This window comes from Actinomyces sp. oral taxon 180 str. F0310, assembly GCF_000185285.1.
Lineage (GTDB): Bacteria > Actinomycetota > Actinomycetes > Actinomycetales > Actinomycetaceae > Pauljensenia.
This window is the reverse complement of sequence record NZ_GL622194.1, coordinates 2,028,006-2,052,069: the sequence shown is the minus strand read 5'-3', so window position 1 is coordinate 2,052,069 and position 24,064 is coordinate 2,028,006. Positions and strand designations below refer to the sequence as shown.

Genomic DNA, 24,064 nt, shown 5'->3' with positions numbered 1-24,064 from the left:
CGCGGGCCTCGTCCCACGAGGGAACGAGACCCGTGAACGCTCGCGAGGCCGCAGCCTGGCGCAGCTGGCTACTCCACCGTCACCGATTTCGCGAGGTTTCGGGGCTGGTCCACGTCCAGCCCCTTGACGGCGGCAAGCTCGCAGGCGAAGATCTGCAGCGGCACGACGGTCAGAAGCGGCGCGTAGAGCGTCGGGACGGGCGGGACGCGGAAGACGACCTCGGCGAACTCGTCGACGGAGGTGTCTCCTTCCTCGGCGACGATGATCGTGCGGGCTCCGCGGGCTCGCACCTCCGCGATGTTGGCCAGGACCTTCCCGTGAAGCTCGGGCCGGCGCGGAGTCGGGACGATGACGATGACCGGCTGTCCCTCGTCGACCAGGGCGATGGGGCCGTGCTTGAGCTCTCCCGCCGCGAAACCCTCGGCGTGGATGTAGCAGATTTCCTTGAGTTTGAGCGCGCCCTCGAGGGCGACGGGGAAGCCCACGTGGCGTCCGAGGTAGATGACCGAGGTCGCGTCGTTCATCGTGCGGGCGAATTGGCGCACGCTCTCTCCGCCGCGCAGAACCGTGGCGATGGCGTCCGGAACGCGCGCGAGCTTGTCCATGTAGTCGGCGATCTCGTCCGCGTACTTGTTGCCGCGAACCTGGGCCAGGTACAGGCCCAGGATGTAGCAGGCCGTGACCTGGGCCGTGAATGCCTTGGTGGAGGCGACGGCGATCTCGGGTCCGGCGTGCGTGAGGATCACGGCGTCGGATTCGCGTGAGATCGTCGACCCCGGAGTGTTCACGATCGCGACGACCTTTGCTCCCTGCTCGCGAGCGTGGCGAATCGCCTGGATGGTGTCCATGGTTTCGCCGCTCTGTGAGATGGCCACGACCAGGGTCTTTTCGCCGACGACGGGATCGCGGTAGCGGAATTCGCTGGAGAGTTCGACCTCGACGGGGATACGGCACCAGTGTTCGATGGCGTAGCGCGCCACCTGGCCCGCGTAGGACGCGGTGCCGCAGCCGATCATGATGACCTTGTCCACGCTGCGCAGCACGTGCTCGGAGATGCGTACCTCGTCCAGGGCCAGGTGTCCGTGGGAGTCGATGCGGTCGGCCAGCGTGGCACCCACCGCCTCGGGTTGCTCGTGGATCTCCTTCTCCATGAAGGTGGGCCACCCGTTCTTGGTGGCGTTGTCGGAGGCGAAGTCGATCTCGTACTCCCTGGGCTCCACGGCTGTGCCGTCCGGGTCAATGACGGTGACGTCTGTCGCCGAGACGACGACGATCTGATCCTGGCCGACCTCGACGGCGCGCCTGGTGTGCTCGACGAAGGCAAGCACGTCCGACCCCAGGAAGTTCTCGCCCTCCCCCAGCCCGATGACGAGCGGGGACGAGCGACGCGCGGCGACGATGACGTCCGGCGACTGGTTGCTCAGCGTCAGGAGCGTGAACGTGCCGCGAAGCTGGCGGGTGACCTCGCGCATGGCGACGACGAGCCGACGCGCGACCTCCTCGTCGGTCCCGGTCAGGCCCGCGACCGCACCCTGGTACGAGGCCTCACTGGCCGCATCGTAGGCTCGTGCGAGCATGTGGACGACAACCTCGGTGTCGGTCTCGGAGGAAAAGCTCTCTCCGGCGGCGATGAGCTCGGCACGCAGCACGTCGGCGTTTTCGATGATCCCGTTGTGGACGAGGGAGAAGCGCCCGTCCGGACTGGTGTGCGGGTGGGCGTTCGCCACCGTCGGGCGCCCGTGGGTGGCCCAGCGGGTATGCCCAATTCCGGCGTACGCGTCCTCGGGCGAGTCGGCGTCGACGGCTTCGACGAGGTTGACCAGCTTGCCGACCGTCCGGCGCACGTAGAGGCGGCCCGGCGACGCCAGGGCGATGCCGGCCGAGTCGTAGCCTCGATACTCCAGGCGCGCCAGCCCGCCGAGGACGACCTCGCGACTGCGCTGGGAAGCCTTGCATGCAACATGTCCAACGATTCCGCACATGCCTCCCATTCCAGCACACCGGCACCCCATCGGTCACCTGACGTGTGTCGCTTCACGCCGTGGATGTCCTCGCGCGCCCGTCCCCTCGTGGGGGACAATTGCGCTGTGAGCATCACCGAGTCCTTCGCGTCCTCCCCCTCTTCGGCCTCGTCCATTCAGTTGGGCGCCAGCGCACGCACCGGCCCCAGCCCCTACGCGCGATTCGATCGGACGGCCTGGGACCAGCTGGCGGACCGCGCTCCCCTGCCGCTCACGCAGGCAGACATCGACCGCATCGCATCCCTGGGCGACCCGATCGACATGAGCGAGGTGGACGCCATCTATCGGCCCCTCAGCGCCCTCCTGCAGCTCTACATCGACGGACGTCGGCGCACCGCCACCGAGCGGCACGCTTTCCTCGGCGAACCGGCGGCGTGCTCCACCCCGTTCGTGATCGGGATCGCCGGTTCCGTCGCGGTCGGCAAGTCCACGGTCGCTCGTCTGCTCCAGCTCCTCCTGTCGCGCTGGGATTCCACCCCGCGCGTCGACCTGGTGACCACCGACGGCTTTCTTTTCCCCAACCGCGTCCTTCAGGAGCGTTCCCTGATCGCGCGCAAGGGCTTCCCCGAGTCCTACGACCGCTCGGCTCTCATCTCTTTCCTTGCTTCCGTCAAGGCGGGGATCCCGCACACCAAGGCACCGGTCTACTCGCACGTCACCTACGACATCGTCCCGGACGCCTACGTGGAGGTCGATCGGCCCGACATCTTGATCGTGGAGGGCCTGAACGTCCTGCAGCCTCCGCGCTTAGCCCCGGGCTCGGTCTCCGTTGCGGTCTCCGACTACTTTGATTTCTCCATCTACGTGGACGCCGACGAGGCCAACATCGAGCAGTGGTACGTCGATCGCTTCCTGAAGCTGCGCGCGACTGCGTTCTCGCGCGAGGATTCCTACTTCAAGACCTACGCCTCGCTAACCGATCCGGAGGCGGTATCGACCGCCCACATGGTGTGGAACGCGATCAACCTGCCCAATCTGCGCGAGAACATCCGCCCCACCCGCGAGCGCGCGACCCTGATCTTCACCAAGGGCGGCAATCACCGCGTCGAGTCCCTGGCCATCCGCAAGGACTAGGAGCGCCATCCCCACTCGTCACCGACGTACACCACCCGAAAGGAAGGGGGAGGCCGCAGTCGGCATCTCCGGCTGCGGCCTCCCCCTTCTGAGGAGTCGGTTATTCGATCCAGGCGCCCGAGGACGCGAACTGGTACCAGGTTCCGCCGATGCGCTCCCAGCCGGTGGCCATGGAGCCGTTGCCACGCAGGTAGTACCAGGTGGGACCTTCCTTGTACCAGCCGGTCGTCATCGCTCCGTTGCCCTCCAGGTGGTACCACTGGCCGGAGACGCTGAGCCAGCCGGTGGCCATCGAACCGGAGGGGGTCAGGTAGTACCAGGCGCCTCCGTCACGCAGCCAACCGGTGCGCATGGCGCCGTTGCTGGACATGTAGAACCACGAGTCGCCGACCTTGACCCAGCCAGTCGCCATGATGCCCGTGTCGGGATCGAGGTAGTACCACTGTCCGCGCTCCTGAAGCCAGCCGTGCTGCTGTGCCCCGGATGAGGCGTGGTAGTACCAGTGTCCCTTGTCGTAGACCCACCCGAGCTTCAGGTAGCCGCTGGCGTCGAAGCGGTAGGTCTTGCCGTCGATGACGAGGGTCTCGTTGGCGGCGTAGGTTCCGTCGGGGTAGCTGTACCACCATCCGAAGTAACCGGACTTCCACTCGCCCACACGAGGCTGGGGCTGGGGGTCCGGGTTCGGCTGGGGCTGGGGGTCCGGGTTCGGCTGGGGATCCGGGTTGGGCTGGGGATCCGGGTTGGGCTGGGGGTCCGGGTTCGGCGTTGAGGCGTTCCTCGTGACCCAGTACAGGAAGCGCGAGTCGCCGCCGCCGACGGCCTTGAGGGTGACCTGCGAGGTCTCGCCCGCGCCGAGCTCCACCTCGCGGGTGGTCTTGTCAGCGGGATTGACCAGCATCAGGTGCGCGTCGGCGCTGGGCTTCTTGACCGTGAGCGTGATGTCCTGAGCGGTCTCGGCCAGCGACCCGTTGTCGGTGCGCGGATCGAGCAGCGTCGAGGGGTACTTGGTCGTGCCCGTCAGGGCGTTGACAACCATGAAGCCCCTGGGGACGGTCGTGGACTCTCCGAAGATCTCCGCGGACTTGGCGGTATCCAGGCCCTGGAGCTGATCGAAGTATCCGATCACGACGTCGCCGGGAAGCCCGTCGTTGACGGAACCGACGTTGGTCACCGAGACATCCACCAGGCCCACGCCCTGGTTCGCCGCCGTGGCTTCCTCACCCGTAGCGAAGTTGCCGTAGCGGTAGCCGCTCAGCATGGGGGCTTCGCCGCGGCCGTCGTACTGGCCGGGCTTGAGGGCGACGAAGGAGGAGTCCATGGCCTTCGTGTAGTTTCCGATGTAGGAGACGTTGCCGAAGATGTTGGAGAACTCGTAGAAGGAGCGCGTGGGCGCACCGTCGTGGTCGATGATGGAGGAGCGGTCGTAGCCGTTGTACTCCATGCGGAACAGGCCGAACCACTTCTGGCCGGTCGCGAGTCCCAGGGAGGGCACGATCGACTTTTCGGAGGCTGAGACGTTGGCGTCCCAGTTGTAGTCCAGGTACTGGCCGTACAGGATCGGGCTGGAGCCATCACCGGTGAGGCCCTTGAGGCCGTACTCGCGCTGCTTCTTCCAGGTGTTGGTGTTCAGGAGGCTCAGGACGACGTTGCGCGGCGCGGGGCCACCATTGGCGCCCCAGTAGTACTTGTCCCAGCTCAGCAGGTCGGGCTTGGCGTTGGTCACGTAGTAGCTCAGGTTGGCGTCGCGGTACCAGGAGGGGTCGTCCCAGGAGTTGGCGTGGACGACCGCGCCGGGGATGTTCTGCTTGGACCAGGAGAACCAGTTCTTGAAGCACTCGGATTCGACCCGGTTGAAGCCGCCCTCGTCGCCGTACTGAATGTCGACGAGCGTGGACGCGTAGGGCTTCATGTACTCGTTCATGAATTCACGCGGATCGCCCGCGTTGCACATGCTGTTCTTTCCGAAGGGGGCCTTCGCGAGCGCCCAGGGTGCTCCCTTGCCCAGGGATTCCATCATGGCGGTGTTGAACATGGGCAGGTCGTAGAACATGGGGAACGCGCCGCCGGTGAGGTCGCGCTCGTGGGCGTCGAATCCGCCGCGCCCGTACCCCTCCGAGGGCACCCACGCGGGCATCATGACGCCGTACTGGAGGGCGAGGGTCTGTGCGCGGTTGACGCCCCACTTGCCCTCACCCGGGTCGAATCCGGAGTAGCGCTCGTACATGGAGTTGTCGACCTCGGGCTTGGTCGGGGTCTGACCCGCGGGAAGGCCCCACACCTCGACGTCGTTGAAGGTCACGGCGGTGGCGATGTTCTGGGGAGTCTGTGGCTCGGTTTCATCGTTCATCCAGATGCGGATGTTCTTGGCCAGGTGATAGGCGTTGAAGTCCCAGTACCACAGGCCTCGCGCGTCGCGCGTGAGGGAGCCGTGGGTGACGATGGTCTTCCATTCGCCCCCGTCCGCTTCCTGTACCGCGATCGCAACCGAGTTGCCGCCGTGCCAGGACTGGGCGCCCGCGGGCAGGGTGGGCGTTCCCCACCCGTTCACGCGGTGCACGTAGCGCGCCTCGCCCAGGTGCAGCTCGATGCCGGTGATCGAGTCGGACCACTCGCTTGCCCGCACGAGCGGGTTCGAGGTCCACGTCGTCGCGGGGTTGAGGTCGGTCAGCGCGGCATTGTCGGCATCGGAGCCGCCGTTGGCCTTGGCCGTGGCGGGCACGAGGACATTGCCGCGGAAGTCGGTGTCAACCTTGGTGATGTTGACAACATATGTGGCGTATCTTCCGTCCAGGCTTGCGGTCGCGGTGATGACGTTGAGTCCGGGCTCGAGGTCAAGATTGGAGACTCGGCCGTCCGCATCGGGGGTGACCCCATTGATCGTGACGTCCACCTCGGGGTGGGCGTGAATGCGCGCCGAGACGGTCTTGGCGTGGAAGTATCCGGTGGCCTGGTATGTGTGGGTGGCGGGGTCGAAGTCGACCGGCTTGCCGGGTTCACCGTAGGGCAGCTGGTCGATGACGAAGTCATCAATCAGGTAATCGGCGCCCGATCCGGTCGCCGGGGTGTCGGGGTGTGGAACGGTCGGCCGGGGGCCGGAGTTTCCTCCTCCGCCCTGGTCAGTGCCGTAGGAGGTAATCGCGTTGCCGTCGCCGTCACAGGGCAGGAGCTTGATGTCGCTGAGCGCCATGTCAGACTTGCCCGGGGCTAGGGAGCGCAGGCCCGTGAGGGTGAAGACGCGCTTCGTGGTCGCCGGGAAGGTGATGTACTGTTCCTTGTTGCCGAACTGGAGGTCACTGCCGTGCTTAACCTCGGTACCGCCCTCCCAGGTTCCCTGCGCGACGGATGTCTTCCAGTCGGCGAACGAGGCGCTGGAGGCGGGGTTGCCGGGATCCTCGTCGAAGGCGAAGACTCGGTATTCGCCGGGGAACTGATCGTTGCCAAGGGTGGAATCGTAGGTGGGACGCGGGGTGAGTCCCAGGCCGCAGACCTGGGTGCCTGGGGTGGGGTTCTGGACGGCGAGGGCGTGGGGGTAGGTGTCCAGGCCTCCCTTCCACTTGGTGGTCCAGAAGGTCTTGGTTGCGTCCGTTCGCGCGCTGTCATCGTCGGTGAGGGCTGCAATGGTGCCGTTGGGGGCGCTTTCCCCGACCTTTTCCTCGGATGTAGCCCACAGGACGGTCGGGTGATAGGGGGTTTCGGGAGCGGCGACGGCCGCCGTGGGTGCCAGCCCGAGCATGGTGGCCGCGAGTACCGGGGCTCCGAGGGCTGCGATGATGGGTCTATTCCCCATGAGAGTAACTCCTTCGTCAGTATGGGGGGCCAGGGCAGGGATCCGTCGTCGAGCGAGTGTGGACCCACAGAACCTAACACGTATTAGCTTTTGTGACTCATCCTCCTTTCTGGCAGTGAAACATCCTCGCGGGCGACGCGCGCGAGGACGACGTCAGAACTTCAGCCCACCGTCCTCGATGCCACGGAAGAAGAACTTCTGGCTGAAGGCAAAGACCACGACGACGGGAACCATTGCGACGACCGCGCCGGCCAGGACGAGCTGATAGGTGACGCCCTGGGGCGAATTCTGAATCGCCGTGAGCGTGAGCATCAGGGTCTGCTTCTCGGGATCGGGCAGCATGAGCAGCGGGAAGATGAAGTCGGACCATGCGCCGATGAACGAGGTCAGGCCAACGACCGTCAGAGTGCCGCGCACCTGGGGCAGGAAGATCGACCAGAAGCGGCGCAGCTCACCGGCACCGTCGATGAGCGCCGCATCCTCGATCTCATCGGGGATGCCCATGAAGGCCGCACGCATCATGAGGATCTGGAAGGGGCCGATCATCGCAACCATCCACACGCCGGGAAGGGTGTTGTACAGGTCGAGGTTGACCATCATCTTGAACAGGGAGAGCATGATCGACTCAAACGGGAAGATCATGGCGGACAACACGACGAAGTACATGATGTTGCGCCCGGTCCATCCGCGCCGCGAGAGCATGTAGCCACCCACGCAGGACAGGATGACGTTGGAGGTGACGGTCAGGGCCGCGATGATCGCCGAGTTGCGGATCGAACCCAGGATGTTGGTGCGCTCGAAGAGCACGACGAAGGAATCCAGCGACCACTGCTGCGGCAGCAGCGTTGCCCCCTGCCCGAAGACGGATTCCCCGGGGGCCTTGAACGCTGCCATGAGCGGGAGCACCAGGGGGCCGACCAGAATGATCGCGACGACGACCAAGAGAATGTAGCGGCCGACGAGGGCGCCGCCGCGCATCTGGCGCGATGCGACGTTGCGGCTCTGACGCTCGAGACGGCGTTCCTTGCGCCACTGGGCGAAACGCGCGCCCAGCGAGGTCGAATCGGACTGCGAAACTGCGGTGCTCATGAGTCTTCAGCCTTCCTCTGCAGGCTCTGCGAAGCGATGATGAAGCCGAAGGTGATGAGGAAGAGGCACACCGACGCGGCGTCGCCCTGCCCCAGGGATCCGAAGGTGGGATCGACTATTCGGTCGCGAATGTACATGGTGAGCGTCTTGGTCGGCGAGGCCGAGCCACCGAGCAGGTAGACCTCGGTGAAGATCTTCAGGCAGCCGATCGTCGTCAGGGTCGCCACCAGGAACATCATGACCTTGACGCCGGGGACGGTCACGGTCAGGAAGCGACGGACGGGACCGGCCCCGTCCAGCTCGGCGGCCTCGTACAGGGACTTGTCGACGTTCGCCAGGGCCGACAAGTAGAGGATCATGTAGTAGGGCAGGCCCTGCCAGAGGGTGATGATCATCGCGCAGAAGAGGATGAACCACTTGTTGGACAGGAAGGGAACGGGATCCATTCCCCACGACGCCAACAGGTTGTTGATGGGCCCGCGCTGGTCCAGCAGGTAGCGCCACGCGAGGGAGATCACGACCAGCGAGGAGATTGCCGGCAGATAGTACACGGCGCGGAAGAAGCCGATGCCGGGGACGTGCGACTTGACGAGGAGCGCGAGGAGCAGGGGAAGAAGCACCATGAGCGGGACGACGCACACGGCGTAGATCAGCGAGTTTCCAAGCGACTGCCAGAATTCGCCGTCGCTCAGGATGGTCGTGTAGTTGTCGATGCCGACGAATCGTCCGATACGTCCCACGGGCTTCGTCTTGGTGAAGGAGACGAAGACGGTGGTGATAAAGGGGTAGATGTAGAACGAGATGACGGCTAGCACCGGCAGGGTGACCCACAGCCAGGGAACCCACGCCGGACGGAATCGGGCGGCGCCATTGAGGGAGCGCGTCTGTGCGCCCTTACGTTTCGGCATTCCATTGTCCTTCATAGGGGTGCGCGTGGCCGTGAGCGGGCGGACGCGCCGGTTGAGAAATAGGTGGGGGGCCGAGGCGTGGCCTCGGCCCCCCACCGGTCAATCAGTTGTTGAGAGCCTTGAGCTTCTCATTCATCTGATCCTGTGCGGTCTTGAGGGCGGTCTTGGGATCAACCTCACCACGGATAGCCTTGTTGACGTTCTCGATGAGAGCATCCTTGACGGCGCCGGTTGCGTAGAACACGTCGGTGTAGGCCTCGGCATCCTTGGCGGCCTTGGCGGCCTCCTCGTAGGCGGCCTTGAAGACCGGGTCATCGGCAATCTGCGGCGGGTTGGCGACCAGCTCATCAAGCGACTCGGCAACGGCCGGGAAGATGATCGCGCCGCCATCGCGCGTCCAGGCGAGTTCGTTCTCCGCGTTGGTCATCCACTCAGCGAACTTCATGGCCAGGGGGGCGTTCTTCGTGGTGACGGAGACTCCGATGTACTGTCCCTCGAAGACGGGCTTGATGCCAGGGTTCGTCGGGAAGGGGCCGACTCCGGTGTTCTCATAGACGGTCGCGTTGTTGTTCTTCACGGACTTCAGGAACGAGGCGTTGGGGGTACCGAAGGCGAGGTTGCCGTCGGTGTAGGCCTTGCCCGGATCGGGTTCGCCGGTCAGGGAGTCCTTCGGAATCGCGCCGTTGGCGTAGAGCTCGGCGAGCTTCGTCACGTACTTGACGGCGTTCTCATCGTTGGCGAAATCGAAGGCGGTCTTGTCGTCGTTGAGGAGGTCCACGCCCATGCCGTGCAGCTGGGCGACCATGTACCATTCGGGCGATCCGTAGATACCGTAGTCACCCTGGCCGTCGGCCCCGACCTTCGCGGCCGCTTCGAAGAGCTCGTCCATGGTCTTGGGAGACGTGTTCTCGTCAAGCCCGGCGCGCTTGAAGACTTCCTTGTTGTAGGTGGTGATGTAGGGGCCGAAGTACCACGGAAGCGCGGTGTGATGATCGTTTGCTCCCAGTGCGGTCGAGTCCCAGATGGACTTGACGAACTTGTCGCCGATGCCGGGAGCCTTGACGTCGTAGTCCATGAGCAGGTTCGACTTGGACAGGGCGAGGATGGTCGAGGAGGGGACGTTGACAACGTCAGCCATCTTGCAGTTGGAGGCCTGGGCGGTGATCGTCTGATCGAACTCGGCGCCGCCTCCCTGGTCGGTCCAGTTGATCGTGACGCCGGGGTTGGCTTCCTCGAACTCCTTGATCTTGGCCTTGAAAAAGTCTCCGAAGTCGTTCTGCAGGCCCTGGGTCTGGAAGGTGATCTCACCGTCGACCTTCGACGTGTCGATCTTGGACTCGTCGACGTTGCCCGAGGGGATATCGCAGGACACGTCGGGGGTGGGAATGGAACCGGAGGCGGAGCCACCGCCGCCGGATGCGGAGCCGTCATTACAGGCGGCCAGGCCAAGGGTGCCGAACATGGCGAGGGCGACTGCGCCTGCGGCCATCTTCTTCTTCAACATGCGAAACCTCCATTGGTCCGATTGACTGGTCGATCGACGGGATCGAGTCACTAACTATCTCGTGTTAGTTGATACCTGAATCATAGCGACCCGTGGCGCTCAGCGCATCATTTGCCAGAAACTTTGCGCATCGTTACCAAGCCGCAACATTATTGTTTACGCGCCCAATCGCCCGCTACCTGGGCAATCACGAACGTCACCTCCCGCTCACTCATGTGGGCGCCGTATTCGGGACGGGCGTCGGGCCCGCACGAGCGGGTGCCGATCCCGTCCTGGAACGCATCGAGCCACAGGAAGAGACGGCGAGGAGCGGGCAGTTCCTCCCAGTGCGTTGCCGCGGACAGCTCGCGCTCGCTCCAGGGGCTGGCGCTCCACCCGAGCTGCGTGCCGGGGAGAATGAGGAGCTCTCCAGGCTCGCCGCGCAGGGAGAGAGCCTCAAGTCCGGGCCTGTGGCCGCCTTCCTGGGGGCGCACGCACACGTCCCACAGGTCCGCCACGTTTGCGTGACCATATCCGCGGGTGCCCGGCACACGCATGTCGGGGTATCCGATGAGCGTGTCACCGAGCCACGACGCCTCCCAGGAGGCACCCGGAAGCTCGATGCGTACGCCGAGGCGCGGCACGCGTTCGGGCCAGCGCCCGTAGGGCTCAACGCGGGCGGACACAGCCAGGCCGACCGAGGCGCCGCTACCGATGCGCACGGGCGTGTACTCCCACGTCAGCGTCGCGCCAAACTGTGCGGCGGGAGGAGCCCACCGCTCGACGACCCTGCGGCAGGGGGCTTCCCCCTCGATCGAGACGACGCGTCGGCGGAGAAGGTGCAGACGCGCCCTCTCCCAGCGCGCGGCGTGCGAGGTCCCGGCCTCGCCGCGACCAACCCCGAGGGGCCCCAGGTCTTCCCTCCCGATGCCCCAGTAGTCGACGGGGCCGCGACCACGGTCGTTGTCGGTGGGCGCGCGGTAGACGCTGAGCTCGACAGATACGGGCACTGCCCCGATTCGCGTCAGGCGGCCACGCGGGTCGATCTCGTATGCGCCGGCCTGGTCCTCTCCCGTCAGGGCACGGATGGGCGCCTGCGCCAATGCCGCGAGGCGCTGCCCTCCGCCGTCCGCGCTCGCCGCCCCTTCGATGGCCGCGGCCAATGCGGGGGCGTGCGGGGCCATGGCCGCCACCCACGCCCACGTGCCGGCGTAGGGGCGCGAGAGCGCGTCGACGAGGCCATCGCAGACGAAGTTGCCGTCGTGAACGTCCTCGCCGAAGTCGCCGCCGTAGGACAGGACGCGGCGTCCATCCGGGAGGGTGCGCCACAGGGTGTGGTCGCGCCACTCCCACACGAATCCTCCCGCGTGGCGGGGGTGGGACATCTGCGCCGCGTATCCGTCGGCTCCGCCCGGCCCGGTTCCCATCGCGTGCAGGTATTCGCACATGAGGTAGGGGGCTCGGCGGATGCGCTCGCGCGCGGCGTCGTCGACCCGCGCGGCGACGTGCGTGGGCACGGCGACCTCGGCGTGGGGGTCGGATTCATCGAGGACCGCGTCGATCTCCTCGAGGGCGGGGTACATCCGCGAGTAGATGTCGGCGTACTCCATCGCATGGTCGCCCTCGTAGTGGACGATCGCGCGCCCGCGGGTGCGTTCGTGGATCCAGCGCGCGCATGCGGCCAGGTTTGCGCCGGTGCCCGATTCGTTGCCCAGGCTCCAGCTGAAGATTGAGGGGTGGTTCTTGTCTCGTTCGAAGGCACGGACCGTGCGGTCCATGTAGGCGTCGGCCCAGCGCGGGTCGTCGGAGGGGTTGTCAATCCACTCCCCCGCGCCCTCGAATCCGTGCGTCTCGATGTCTCCCTCGAGCATGACCCACAGTCCGATCTCGTCGGCAAGGTCGAGCAGGCGAGGGTGCGGCGGGTAGTGGGAGGTTCGAATGGCGTTGACGCCCATCGATTTCATGAGAGCCAGGTCCTCCCTGGCCCACCGCTCGTCGAACACGCGCCCCTCGTCGGCGCGAATCTCGTGGCGATTGACCCCGTTGAGCGTCAGGGGCGCGCCGTTGGCCCTGAGGACACCGTCGACGATGTCGACGCGTCGGAAGCCCACCCGCAGGCGTCTTTCTGCATCGGAGCCACCCCCCACGCGCACGCGCACGTCGTAGAGTGCCGGATCCTCAGCGCTCCACGGCCGCACGATTCCCACCTTGATGCGCTCGCTGCGGTAGCGCCCATCGGGGCCTCGGCGCAGGGTGACGCGGTGGGTGTCCCCACCCTCGATCTCGAGGCGCGCCGAGAGGGTATCGTCCATGGCTGCGAGGACCCGCGCCTCGACGGTCGCGAAGCCCACCCCGGCCTCGTAGTCGGTGTCGACCCACAGATCGTCGAGGCTTCCGGGAGCGAGGTAGCGAAGGCTCACGGAGCGGAAGATGCCCGGGAGCCACCACTGGTCCTGGTCCTCCAGGTAGGAACCGGGGCTGAACTGGTGCACGCGCACGGTGATCGTATTGGCGCCGGGGCGCACCACGTCGGTGACGTCGAACTCGTGGGCGAGCCGCGAGCCGCGGGCCATGCCGATCCACGTGCCGTTGACCCAGACGCTGGCCTGGCTTTCGACGCCGTCGAAACGCAGGGCGATGAGTCCCGTGTCCCACCCTGCGGGAAGCGAGAAGCTGCGGCGGTAGTCGCCGACGGGGTTCGCCTCCGGCGGGAATGGCGGGTCAACCGGGAAGGGAAAGTCGACGTTCGTGTAGGCGGGGTGACCGAATCGTCCCTCGCCGCGCAGCACCCAGTGACTGGGCACGTCGATCTCGGCCGTCTCCCCCGTGGCCTCGGGCTCGTCCCAGGGGCGTTCGACGTCAGTGAAGGGGGCAGGGTCGGTGCGGTGGTAGGAGAAGCTCCAGATTCCATCAAGGCTGAGGTGCGCCGAATCGTCGGCGAAGTGCGCGCGCGGGGGCACAAGCGCGCCCGCGCCGGGGGCGTAGGAAGGTATCATCGTGTTCACGTCTGGGTGCCTTTCGGATGTCGTCGTCGAAACTCCGATCGTCACCGTAAGACTAACACGTTATAGTTGTTGTGTTTCAACGAAACACCACCGAGCATCCGGAGCCGATTATGGAGCGCGCAACCCGGGCCGACGTCGCTCACGCGGCGGGCGTCGCCCCCTCCACCGTCTCACTCGTCCTCAACGGGCGGGGTCGAGACGTCAAGATCGCTCCCGCCACGATCGAGCGGGTCCGGCGGGCCGCCCGCGACCTGAACTACATCCCCAACGCGGCCGCCCGGTCGCTGCGCCGCGGAAAGTCCCACCTCATCGCCCTCCTCATGGCCGAGCTGCCGGATGACCCCTTCGTGCCCGTCGTTCACACGGTCCTCACCACCGCCATGATCGATATCCAGCGCCGCGGCTACCTGCTCCTCCCCCTCTTCCAGTCCGGGGATGGCGCCTCCGACGCCGAGGTGATCCGGGGGGTCCTGGGCGACACACAGCTGGCGGGCATCATCCGCGAGACCACGTCGGCCGAGGCCTTCACCTCGCGCCTGCTCGCCAACCTCGGCATCCCCGTCGTCGCCATGTCGATGATCGAGGCCAACCCGACCGGATCGGAGTCGGCCCTCATTCGCATCGACGAGGGCGCCGGCGTGGGCGACGTCCTCTCCGACTGCGCGCTCGTGGACCCATCGACCGCCGCGGGCAGCGGGCGGGCGGTGTTCCTGGCCGGACCGAACACGAACCACGCGCGCCAGAACCCCATCGCACGCGCGTTCGGCACCAAGTTCACCCTCTACTCGCTGCCAGACTGGGAACCCACCACCGCCTACCAGGCCACGCTGCGCCTCCTCGACGAGGACCCGTCGATCTCGCTCATCGCCCTGGCGGATGACTCGCAGGCACCCGGCGTCTTCCAAGCCGCCGCAGACCTGGATCTATCCGTGCCCGGTGACCTGTCGATCCTCGGCTTCGGCAACCAGGACCACCGCAGCGCCTCCGCGCTCGGCCTGACGACGGTCGAGTGGCCCCTGAAGGACATGACCGAGGCCGCTGTCTCCTCGATCATCAACGTCATCGAGGGGCGCTCCCCCATGAGCGATGTTCACCCGCAGGCATCCATCAACGAGAAGTCCGCAGACGGGACACCAATCGCGACGATCCCGACGCGCCCGGTGTGGCGCTCCTCGGTGGCCAGGCGCGCATAGGACGGCGCTTGATAGAACGCGGGGAGGGGCGGATGCCACGTGGCATCCGCCCCTCCCTCACGCTTGCACCTCGCTCCGGGCACTCCCGCACGCTCACAACATGCGGGAGCGCGCCCAGCGGCGACGCCATTTACTCGCCGAGGCCGCAGGCCCGGTAGATGTTGGCCAGCATGGCCAGGCGCTGTTCGAGAGACGCGTCCTTGGGGACGCAGACCTTCGCGCCGAGGTACTTGGCGCCGCCCTCGATGGCCGCCTTGGCACAGCGAGCGATCTCGGCCTCGTTCATGAGCGAGGTCGGCTCATCGGCCTGCGCGGGCAGGTGACCGTCGATCCAGGAGTAGCCATATTGGGTTTCCTCCGGGCCCGCACCCGAGAAGATGATGCCGTCCAGGACGCCTCGCTTGCCTGCCTCGAGCACGTGCTCGTACGCAGTGTCCGCGCCGCGACCCTCCACGGCGGAACGTCCCCAGTTGAGGTGAATGCCGATGCCGACCTCAGAGACGATGTCGATCTCGGATTCGAGGGACAGGAAGCCCTTTTCGGGGTTCTGCTCGGGCACAAACTTGTCGCAGTGCTCGATGACGAGGCGGGCTCCGCACCAGTCCCAGGTGGCCAGCTCGGCGAGCGAACGCTGGAAGGCATCCGACTGGGCCAGGCGCGTGGGCGCCGAGTGCAGCTGCACGCGGGCGACCAGCTGGCGGCCCGCTCGCTCACACAGGGCAGCGAGGTCGTCGCGCAGCGCGCGGGTGAAGTCGAGAGCGGCGGCGCGTCCGGCCTCGTCGGGCGAGGCCAGGCCGAAGTTCTCGTTCTTCCACACGTTCTGCATGGTGCCGGGGATCGCGGTGATCGTGTTGAAGTCCCAGCGCGGCGCCAGGTGGCTGGCCAGGACCTCACCTTCGGCGGCAAGCTGACCCGGGTAGGGCATCTCGACGCCGTTCACCCACGGCTGATCCGCGAGGAGGCGGTAGTAGTCAGCCTCCAGCTCCTGTGCCGGATGCGACGCGTACGCGCCGATAACAAAAGGAAGTGTCATGGTAATCATCCTTCCTTGATGATTTCGTCGTTTCCATCTTCGGGACGAACATACTCCGGACCCACGGCCTTCTGCAGGAGACGCGGGATATTCGCACCGATGGACACCATGACGATCGCGGCGAATCCGAAGGACAAGATCGCCAGCGCCATGCCCAGGCCCAGCTGGTCAGCGATCGCAGCACCGAGGACGGGGCCGACCGCGCCACCGAGGGCACCGACGTTGTAGCAGAAGCCGAGACCCGCGGCGCGCTTGTCGACCGGGAAGTAGGAGGAGACCCACTTGGGCAGCAGACCCGAGACGCCCTGGCCGAACATCTGCTGGAAGAAGAGCAGACCCGCCACGAGAGCAACATACTTTCCGTCCTGCTTGAACAGCGGGAAGACGATGACCTGCGAGAGCAGAAGCGAGATCGCGTACCAACGACGCATACCAAACTTGTCGCCGGCAAAGCCTGCGATGATGTAGCCTGCGGCATTGCCGAGGCCGGCGAAGGACACAACGTTGGCAACGACCTTCTGGTCCATGCCAACACCATGCAGGTAGGTCGGCAGGAGGCCCTGGATCGGCCAGGTGTACATGAAGGACGCGAAGATCGTCAGCATGATCGCAATGCCAATGATCCAGCGATTCGAGTCGAACTGGATAATCAGGTAGATGAAGACGATCGCGCACACGACGCCGATGAGGCTCACCGCAACGATGCCGCCCACCTGCTGGGCGAAGATCAGCAGCAGGCCAACGAAGGCGATCGCAACGACGATGTAGTTGAGGACCTTGCGCTGCCCGCCAAAGAGGACGGCGAGCATGTCATTCTTTTCGTCGCCACTCTTCTCCTTGGCCTCGCTCCAGTCTGCGGCCTCGGGCAAGGTGCGCCGCATGTAGATGGCGACAACGATCGGGACGATGCCCGTCAGGAACAGGGCTCGCCAGCCCCAGCCAGGGTGCATCGAATCAACCCAGGTCACGAAGTACTTGTCGACCTGAGCAGCGGCGATAACACCGAAGGCGTAGCCGGAAAGCAGGAAGCCCGAGGCCTTGTTGCGCATGTGCTTGGGCCACGATTCGATGACGTACGCAGCGGATGCGGAATACTCCCCTGCCATCGCGAAGCCGATGATGAGGCGCAGGACGAACAGGATCCAGAAGTTCGGAGCGAGCGCGCAGGCGATCGATCCGAAAGCGAACATGAAGATCGACAGGACCATCGCGGGCTTACGGCCGTAGCGGTCGCCGACAGCACCGAGCACGAGGCCACCGATCCAGCGGCTAATGAAGGCGGCCGAAATCAGGGATGCGCCCTGGACGAGCGTCAGGCTGAACGCCTCCTTGATCGCGGGGAGCGCGAAGGAGATGAGGACGAAGTCGTAGCCGTCCAACAGAACGCCGATCCAGGCGGCGAAGAAGGCCTTGCAATCTTCTTTGGTCAGGTATTGATACCAGGGCTTTGTGGGAAGCGCCTGTGCGGGGGACGTACTCATGATGAGTGCCTTCCTGAGATTTCATCGTCGAATAACGAGGAGCTTTGAGTCCAGATGCCTAACTAGGAAGTTGTCAGACAACTTGCCGCAATGTTAGCTCTCTCTCACACTAGAGTCAACACGAAATTTCGACCAGATCTGCGTATTGCCAACGAAATGTCATGGTGATAATCTGTCTGACAACTTACTATTTGTGATTGACCACATGCTCCGTTTCGTAATGATGCGAGGCGGAGTGAGCAACAAACAGAAAGGTGTCAAGCATGACCATCGACGCAGGTCACCCGGGATCCTCCTGGACCTTACAGTTCCGCGCACGCATCGACGGAACGCTCATCAAGCTCAGCAGCGCGGATGACACAGGGTGGGACCTGTTCATCCGCTCCAGCGCTCTCTTCCTCGAGGGATCAACGACATCAATGACGTTCGCCCTGGACATGGAGGACACCGCCTCCGTCACAGACGGCACCTGGCATTCGCTTGCGCTCACGGCGACGAGCGCCGGATCGAAGATCTTCCTCGACGGCTACCAGTGCTTCTCAACCTGCGCAGACCTTTCTCCCGCCGGAAGTGGCCCCGACGCCGCACTCGCACTCACCCCGGGAGCTGGCATCGAGATCCGTTCCTTCGCGGAGCACGACTTTGTCCTCTCCGCGGAAGAGATCCTCGCCCTCTCCCCCGCCCCGACGCCCCTCATCGAGTTCGCCGCCGCCCACCTGTCGGATTACGACGTCGCCGAAGCGTCCGAGCTCGCCGCCGGCACGATCTTCGCCCGCTATCGTGTGCGCGGCCCCGGCCAACACGGAACGATCCTCGCAGCCGGTGGCGCCGGCACCGAGCAGCTCAATCTGTCGGTCACAGCGGAAGGCATCGAATACAAGGTCCTGGGACGCAGGGGCCAGTGGCGTACGTTCACCGCACACGGGCACTGGGATCAGGGACACTGGCACGACGTCGTCGTTCGCGTCGGTCACGGCGCGGTGCAGATCTACGTGGATGGCTACCTCGAGGCTCACCTCCCCGGGCAGGCATTCTTCGCAGCCGTCGATTCCCTCGACGAGGTCGTCATCGGTCAGGACACCTCCGGCTCCCGACTGTTCGGCGAGGTCCGCAACGCCGCACTCTTCTCCTCAGTCCTCAACGACTCGCAGATCAAGAAGCTGTCCTCCGTCGCCCCGCTCGAGACGCAGTGCCTCTTCGATGCCGGGTTTCACGACTCCATCAGCTACCGGATTCCCTCGCTGATCACCCTCACGTCCGGGGTCGTCGTCGCCGGCGCCGACCAGCGCGAGACCATCGCCAACGACTCCCCCAACTCCATCAACTTCACGGTCCGCCGCTCCTTTGACGGCGGGCATACCTGGGGAGACCTCCAGACGGTGCTCACCTACCCCGGCCACGGGGCAAAGGGCGCGTCGGTCATCGATTCGTGCGTCGTGCAGGATCGCCGAAACGGCCGCCTCGTCGTCCTCATCGACCACTTCCCCGGCGGGATCGGTCAGCCCAACGCCGAGGCCGGCCTCGGCGTCGACGAGAAGGGACGTTACATCCTGCACGATGGCCAGGGTGCCACCTACACCTGGAACGAGGATGGAAGCGTCACTGACGCTGACGGCAACACCGCCCCATTCAGAATCTCCGAGCGCGGCGATGTCACCGTCACCGCGGACGGCCAGGAAAACCCCGGGGGCAATGTGTTCCTCGCCGATGGGGAAGACCCCCACCAGACGCTGCTCACCGCCCGCACCTGCTTCCTACAGATGATCTACTCCGACGACGACGGCGAGACCTGGTCCGGTCCCTTCAACCTCAACCAGGACGTGAAGGAAGAATGGATGTCCTTCTGCGGCACCTCCCCGGGCACGGGTGTGCAGCTGCGCAGCGGGCGCCTCGTCATCCCGATCTACTACAACGGGGACCACAAGCGTCACTTCTCCGCATCTGTCGTCTACTCCGACGATGGTGGTGCCACGTGGAAGCGCGGCAAGTCCCCCAACGACGGGCGTATCTTCGAGGGCCGGGAGATCGATTCGCGCACGCTCGACACCGAAGCGGCCGCCACGCACGAGGCCACGCTCATTGAACGGGCCGACGGTTCCCTCCTCATGCTCATGCGCAACCAGCACCCGAGCGGCAAGGTCGCCACAACCGTCAGCACCGACGGAGGCGAGACCTGGAGCGACGTCTCCTTCGCACAAGAGATCACCGAAATCTTCTGCCAGCCCAATGCCGTTGCGTGGCCGACGGAGGACTGCCCCGAGCGCGTCGTCTTCGCGAATGCCTCGCAGATGCGCCCCTACCGCGGCCGCGGCGTCCTGCGGTTGTCGGAGGACGGAGGGCGCACGTGGATCGCGTCGCGCACCTTCAACCCGGCGCACTACGTCTACCAGTGCATGACGATCCTGCCCGACGGAACTCTCGGCCTGCTGTGGGAGCGCGAGATGCAGGGACTGTACTTCAGCCGCATCCCGCTGGAGTGGATCGAGGCCGCCAAGATCTGACGATTCGTCTTACCCTGACACGACGCCGCCTGCCGCACTCTCCACACAGGAGGGAGGCAGGCGGCCTCGTACGTCGAGGACGTATACGCGCAGGGCGGGCACCGGCCGGTGCCCGCCCTGCGCATACGCTTCTCAGACGCTCACAGCGTCAGGTTCTCCTTGACGACGTCCGCCAGCGACGCGGCGACGGAATCGGCCTCCTCCTGGGTCGCGGCCTCAACCATGACGCGAACGAGCGGCTCGGTGCCCGAGGGGCGCAGGAGCACGCGCCCCGTGTCGCCCAGGCGAGCCTCAGCGGCCGCCACGGCCTCGGCGACGGCCTCGTTCGTCGACGCAGCCGCGCGGTCCACTCCACCCACGTTGATGAGGGTCTGCGGCAGGCGCTGGATGAAGGACGTCAGGTCGGCCAGCGAGCGGCCGGACTCCTTGACCATGCGCGAGATCAGGAGCGAGGACAGGATGCCGTCGCCGGTGGTCGCATGATCGCGCGCGATGATGTGGCCGGACTGCTCGCCACCGAGTGAGTAGCCGGACGCCAGCATCTCCTCGAGCACGTAGCGGTCGCCCACGCCGGTCTGCACGGTGTTGATACCGGCCTCGCGCATTGCGATCAGCAGCCCCAGGTTGCTCATCACGGTCACAACCAACGTGTCCTTGGCCAGGGCTCCCCGGTCGCGCGCGTTGACTGCCAGCGCCCCCATGATCTTGTCGCCGTCGATGAGGTTGCCCTCGTGGTCGACCGCCAGGCAACGGTCCGCGTCGCCGTCGTAGGCCACACCGAAGTCGCAGTCGGCCTCGACGACGGCGGCCTGAAGGGCCTCCGGGTGCGTCGAACCCGCGTTCAGGTTGATGTTGCGCCCATCGGGGGACGCGTTGATGACCGTGATATCAGCTCCGAGCTCGCGGAAGACCGCTGGACCGAGCTCGGAGGCCGCGCCGTTCGCACAGTCAATCGCGATCTTCATGCCCCGCAGGTCCGTGCCAATCGCGCCAACAAGGTGCGCAATGTAGGAATCCTTGGCCCACGCGTGATCGGCGTTCACCTCGCCGACGGCCTCACCCGTGGGGTGATCCCACACCGTGCCAATGAGAGCCTCAATCTGGTCCTCGACGGCGTCGGCCAGCTTGTAGCCGCCGTGCGCGAAGAACTTGATGCCGTTGTCGGGCATCGGGTTGTGGGAAGCGGAGATCATGACGCCGAGGTCGACGGTGTCCTCGGTGGCCGTCAGGTGCGCGACCGTGGGCGTCGTCACCACGCCGATGCGGGTCACGTCCATTCCGGCGCTGGCCAGACCTGCCGCAAGGGCGTGATCGAGGAACTCACCCGAAATGCGGGTGTCGCGCCCGATGATCGCGCGGGGCTTCGAGCCGTCCGCTCGTGGGGAGCCGCCGAACTGGCGGGCGGCCGCCTCGCCCAGCTGCAGAGCAAGATCCGCGGTGATATCAACGTTCGCCAGTCCTCGCACGCCATCCGTGCCGAACATCCTGGGCATAGTCTCTCCATTCGGTGGGTCATTCGACTGCACTAAGCGTACCGCGCCAGCGCCCGCGCACACGCGCGAGGTCGTGACGCGGACAGGCCGATCAGTTTCGTACGCGAAAGCCGCGCCCCGCAGGTGCGGGGCGCGGCCATCGACAATGTGCTGGAAGAATCAGCGCTTCGAGAACTGCGAGGCCTTGCGGGCCTTCTTGAGGCCTGCCTTCTTACGCTCGGTGGCGCGGGCATCGCGGGTCAGGAAGCCGGCCTTCTTGAGAGCCGGACGGTTGGCGTCGCGGTCGATCTCGTTGAGGGCGCGCGACACGCCCAGGCGCAGGGCGCCGGCCTGGCCGGAGACGCCGCCGCCGTTGATGCGGGCGATGACGTCGAAGCGTCCGTCAATGTCAAGCAGGACGAAGGGGGACTTCACCAGCTGCTGGTGCAGCTTGTTGGGGAAGTAGTCCTCGAGGGTGCGGCCGTTGATGGTCCACTTGCCGGAGCCGGGGACCAGGCGAACGCGGGCGACGGCCTCCTTGCGGCGACCCAGGCCCGCGCCGGGCGCGGTAATGGACTGACCGGCGCCGGCGGGAGCCGACTCGGTCTCGGACGTGTAGGAGCTGGGGACGACTTCCTCGTCCAGCTCAGCGGAAACGATGGTCTCAGCCACGGTTCTCCTCAGTGGTAAAGGTGCCAGCGACCGGTGGTCACTGAGCCACCTGGGTCAGTTCGTAGGGAACCGGCGACTGGCCGGCGTGGGGGTGCTCCGGGCCTGCGTAGACGTGCAGCTTCTTGAACTGCGCGCGGCCGAGGGAGTTGTGGGGAAGCATGCCCTTGACGGCCTTCTCGACAGCGCGCTCGGGGGCGGCGGCGAGGAGGTCGCGGTAAGCGGTCGCGGTCAAGCCGCCGGGACGACCGGAGTGGCGGTACGCCATCTTCTGGTCGAGCTTCTTGCCGGTCAGAGCAACCTTGTCCGCGTTGATGATAATGACGTTGTCGCCCATGTCCATGTGAGGGGCGAACGTCGGCTTGTGCTTCCCACGGAGGAGGGCAGCGGTCTGGGCTGCCAGGCGACCGAGGACGACGTCGGTGGCGTCAATGACGTACCACTTCTTGTCCGCGTCCCCAGGCTTGGGTGAATAGGTGCGCACGGGCGTAACCTTCAATTCTTGTTGGTCATGGGACGCCGCGCCGATTTTTCGGGGGCGTCCGCGATGAAACGGTTCGCGCGAGGCGTCGGCGAGGCTTCCTAGCGAGTGGGAGACACTAGGTGCTCTGCTGACGCACAGCACTAGCCATATTATCGGCGCACGCGCCGACGGTCAAAGCGCGGCGGCTACTGTGTCACATTCCTCAGGCATCATCGCCGCAGCAGGAGTCCCGCCTGGCTCGCGCCTGCGCGGCTCGGGCTGCCCATTCCTCGGGCGCGGGGTAGTCCACCCCTTCAAGGGTCAGTCCGTGAGCGGGCGCGATGGGAGCCGCGCTCGCTCGCGAACGCGCGCCGAGCACCCGCGCGGGGTAGTCGATGTTGCGCGCTCCGGATCCGACGAGGAGCAGCGCTCCCACGAGGGAGCGAACCATCGAGTGGCAGAATGCGTCCGCCTCGACCCGGAAGGCGAGGGTTCCGTCCGCCTCCCGTACCGCGCGCAGCGTGCGGAGGGCGCGGATAGTTGTCGCTCCCTCGCGGGGGCGACAGTATCCGAGGAAATCGTGTTGCCCGAGCAGGGGCGCCGCGGCGTCATTCATCGCCTGGTCGTCAAGGGGTTCGTCGACCCACAGGCGGTCCCAGCGCGCCAGCGGGTCTGGCGCGTCCGACACCCTGTAGGTGTAGCGGCGGGCCAGAGCGGAAAAGCGCGCGTCGAAGGAGGCGTCAACGACGCGCGCGGCGAAGATTCTCACGTCGCAGGTGCCGCGCGCCACGCCCATGCCTCGGGTGCGGGAGCGTTCACCGTATCGTCCCGAGAGTATCTTGTTGAGCCTGCGGACGATCGACGTGGCGGCGTCATCCTCGGAGCGCTCTCCCCTGGGCGCGAGCCGCGCCCACGCCTCGTCGCTCAGGTCGACGTGGCAAACCTGGTGGCGCGCATGCACCCCCGCATCGGTGCGCCCGGCGACGGTCGTCGTGACTTCCTCGCGCGAGGCCATAGCGAGGGCCGCTTCAATCTCCCCCTGGACGGTACGCAGCCCAGGTTGCGCAGCCCACCCGCGAAAGTCAGTGCCGTCGTATCCCAGGTCCAGGCGCAGGCGCCTCACGCTCACAGTTCCCACGCTCGCACGCCGCCGATGATACCCGCGTCGTTGGGCACAACGATCACGTCGTCGCCCATGAGACGCAGGTTCGACGCCGTGATCCGCTTCGAGTTTCCGCCTCCCAGGTACAGGCGGTCCCACATGTACATCGGGCGCAGTCCGTCAACGACCCGCCGGACGCGACGGGACCAGTGGACGTCGCCCAGGCGCAGGCGCTCGTGCTCCCCGATGTAGTCGTCGTAGGTGAGTCCCCAGCGCACCGGGCCCTGCGACACCTCGACGTGGGGTGCCAGCTGGCCTCCGTCGAAGACGGCGTTGCCCAGGCCGGTCCCCAGGGTGATGATCATCTCCAGGCCGCGACCGGTGATTGCTCCCGCCCCCGCGACTTCTGCGTCGTTGAGGACCTTTGTCGGCAAGCCGAGCGCGTCCCTGATTGCGCTGCCCATGTCGAAGTGATCCCAGCGCGCCACCAGGTCGGGGATGACGCGCGAACGGGGCCCGTCACGGGTGATGTAGTGCGGCGTCGCGATCACGACGCCGTGGCGAATCATGCCGGGCATGCCCATCGTGACGCGGGTCGGTGCCGGAAGCTGTTTCGCGAGGCCGACAACGGTTTCCACGAGCAGCTCAGGCGGGAGCGGGTAGGGGGTCGGAACCCTGCGCGCGGGCGCCATCATCGTGCCGCGCTCGTCCACGACCGATCCCTTGATCCCACCGCCCCCGCAGTCGATCGCCAACGTCATCTCGTGTTCCATGCGTCAAGGC

Annotated in this window: 16 protein-coding genes; 3 read left to right on the top strand and 13 right to left on the bottom strand. The window is 66.0% G+C overall.

The window, feature by feature from the left end:
• Positions 1 to 68 precede the first annotated feature (68 nt).
• The gene (gene glmS, locus HMPREF9006_RS08760) at positions 69 to 1,982 is read right to left on the bottom strand and encodes a glutamine--fructose-6-phosphate transaminase (isomerizing) (RefSeq protein WP_034231602.1); all 1,914 of its coding nucleotides are present in this window, start codon (positions 1,980 to 1,982) and stop codon (positions 69 to 71) included.
• An 87-nt stretch (positions 1,983 to 2,069) separates the two neighbouring features.
• On the opposite strand from glmS, the gene coaA reads away from it, so the two are divergent.
• Entirely contained in the window at positions 2,070 to 3,095 is a 1,026-nt protein-coding gene (gene coaA, locus HMPREF9006_RS08755) for a type I pantothenate kinase (protein WP_082157975.1), read from the top strand.
• Between the two features lie 100 nt (positions 3,096 to 3,195).
• On the opposite strand, the gene HMPREF9006_RS08750 is transcribed toward coaA, so the two are convergent.
• The 5 genes from HMPREF9006_RS08750 to HMPREF9006_RS08730 form a co-directional block, all read right to left on the bottom strand.
• Positions 3,196 to 6,882, bottom strand: a complete 3,687-nt coding sequence (locus HMPREF9006_RS08750) for a cadherin-like beta sandwich domain-containing protein (protein WP_009213232.1) — start codon at positions 6,880 to 6,882, stop codon at positions 3,196 to 3,198.
• Between the two features lie 153 nt (positions 6,883 to 7,035).
• The gene (locus HMPREF9006_RS08745) at positions 7,036 to 7,971 is read right to left on the bottom strand and encodes a carbohydrate ABC transporter permease (RefSeq protein ID WP_009213231.1); all 936 of its coding nucleotides are present in this window, start codon (positions 7,969 to 7,971) and stop codon (positions 7,036 to 7,038) included.
• A complete protein-coding gene (locus HMPREF9006_RS08740) occupies positions 7,968 to 8,879 on the bottom strand; it encodes a carbohydrate ABC transporter permease (RefSeq protein WP_034231597.1) in 912 nt (303 codons plus the stop codon). The genes HMPREF9006_RS08745 and HMPREF9006_RS08740 overlap by 4 nt, the downstream gene beginning before the upstream one ends.
• Positions 8,880 to 8,982: 103 nt before the next feature.
• Entirely contained in the window at positions 8,983 to 10,383 is a 1,401-nt protein-coding gene (locus HMPREF9006_RS08735; RefSeq protein ID WP_009213229.1) for an extracellular solute-binding protein, read from the bottom strand.
• Positions 10,384 to 10,532: 149 nt separating this feature from the next.
• Positions 10,533 to 13,358: a glycoside hydrolase family 2 TIM barrel-domain containing protein gene (locus HMPREF9006_RS08730; RefSeq protein ID WP_034232368.1), complete on the bottom strand. Its 2,826-nt coding sequence runs from the start codon at positions 13,356 to 13,358 to the stop codon at positions 10,533 to 10,535.
• A gap of 119 nt (positions 13,359 to 13,477) precedes the next feature.
• On the opposite strand from HMPREF9006_RS08730, the gene HMPREF9006_RS08725 reads away from it, so the two are divergent.
• Positions 13,478 to 14,560: a LacI family DNA-binding transcriptional regulator gene (locus HMPREF9006_RS08725; RefSeq protein WP_009213227.1), complete on the top strand. Its 1,083-nt coding sequence runs from the start codon at positions 13,478 to 13,480 to the stop codon at positions 14,558 to 14,560.
• Between the two features lie 130 nt (positions 14,561 to 14,690).
• Here HMPREF9006_RS08725 and HMPREF9006_RS08720 read toward each other — a convergent pair whose 3' ends face one another.
• Both HMPREF9006_RS08720 and HMPREF9006_RS08715 read right to left on the bottom strand, forming a co-directional pair.
• Positions 14,691 to 15,593 carry a DUF4862 family protein gene (locus HMPREF9006_RS08720; RefSeq protein ID WP_034232365.1) on the bottom strand — a complete coding sequence of 301 codons (903 nt, stop codon included), beginning with the start codon at positions 15,591 to 15,593 and terminating at the stop codon, positions 14,691 to 14,693.
• Between the two features lie 5 nt (positions 15,594 to 15,598).
• The gene (locus HMPREF9006_RS08715) at positions 15,599 to 17,074 is read right to left on the bottom strand and encodes an MFS transporter (RefSeq protein ID WP_009213225.1); all 1,476 of its coding nucleotides are present in this window, start codon (positions 17,072 to 17,074) and stop codon (positions 15,599 to 15,601) included.
• 263 nt (positions 17,075 to 17,337) lie between these two features.
• On the opposite strand from HMPREF9006_RS08715, the gene HMPREF9006_RS08710 reads away from it, so the two are divergent.
• Positions 17,338 to 19,575 (top strand): sialidase family protein, encoded by a 2,238-nt coding sequence (locus HMPREF9006_RS08710; RefSeq protein WP_009213224.1) that lies wholly within the window; start codon positions 17,338 to 17,340, stop codon positions 19,573 to 19,575.
• A 140-nt stretch (positions 19,576 to 19,715) separates the two neighbouring features.
• On the opposite strand, the gene glmM is transcribed toward HMPREF9006_RS08710, so the two are convergent.
• The 5 genes from glmM to HMPREF9006_RS08685 all read right to left on the bottom strand — a co-directional run bounded on the left by glmM (position 19,716) and on the right by HMPREF9006_RS08685 (position 24,054).
• Positions 19,716 to 21,068: a phosphoglucosamine mutase gene (gene glmM, locus HMPREF9006_RS08705; RefSeq protein ID WP_009213223.1), complete on the bottom strand. Its 1,353-nt coding sequence runs from the start codon at positions 21,066 to 21,068 to the stop codon at positions 19,716 to 19,718.
• Between the two features lie 159 nt (positions 21,069 to 21,227).
• Positions 21,228 to 21,719 (bottom strand): 30S ribosomal protein S9, encoded by a 492-nt coding sequence (gene rpsI, locus HMPREF9006_RS08700; RefSeq protein WP_009054763.1) that lies wholly within the window; start codon positions 21,717 to 21,719, stop codon positions 21,228 to 21,230.
• Positions 21,720 to 21,756: 37 nt separating this feature from the next.
• Positions 21,757 to 22,200: a 50S ribosomal protein L13 gene (rplM, locus tag HMPREF9006_RS08695; protein WP_009057965.1), complete on the bottom strand. Its 444-nt coding sequence runs from the start codon at positions 22,198 to 22,200 to the stop codon at positions 21,757 to 21,759.
• A gap of 202 nt (positions 22,201 to 22,402) precedes the next feature.
• Positions 22,403 to 23,308, bottom strand: coding sequence for a tRNA pseudouridine synthase A (locus tag HMPREF9006_RS08690; RefSeq protein ID WP_034231593.1), 906 nt, complete (start codon positions 23,306 to 23,308; stop codon positions 22,403 to 22,405).
• Complete coding sequence (locus HMPREF9006_RS08685; RefSeq protein ID WP_009213220.1) at positions 23,305 to 24,054, bottom strand: ROK family protein; 750 nt, start codon at positions 24,052 to 24,054, stop codon at positions 23,305 to 23,307. Before HMPREF9006_RS08685 ends, HMPREF9006_RS08690 begins: the two co-directional genes overlap by 4 nt.
• Positions 24,055 to 24,064: the final 10 nt, after the last annotated feature.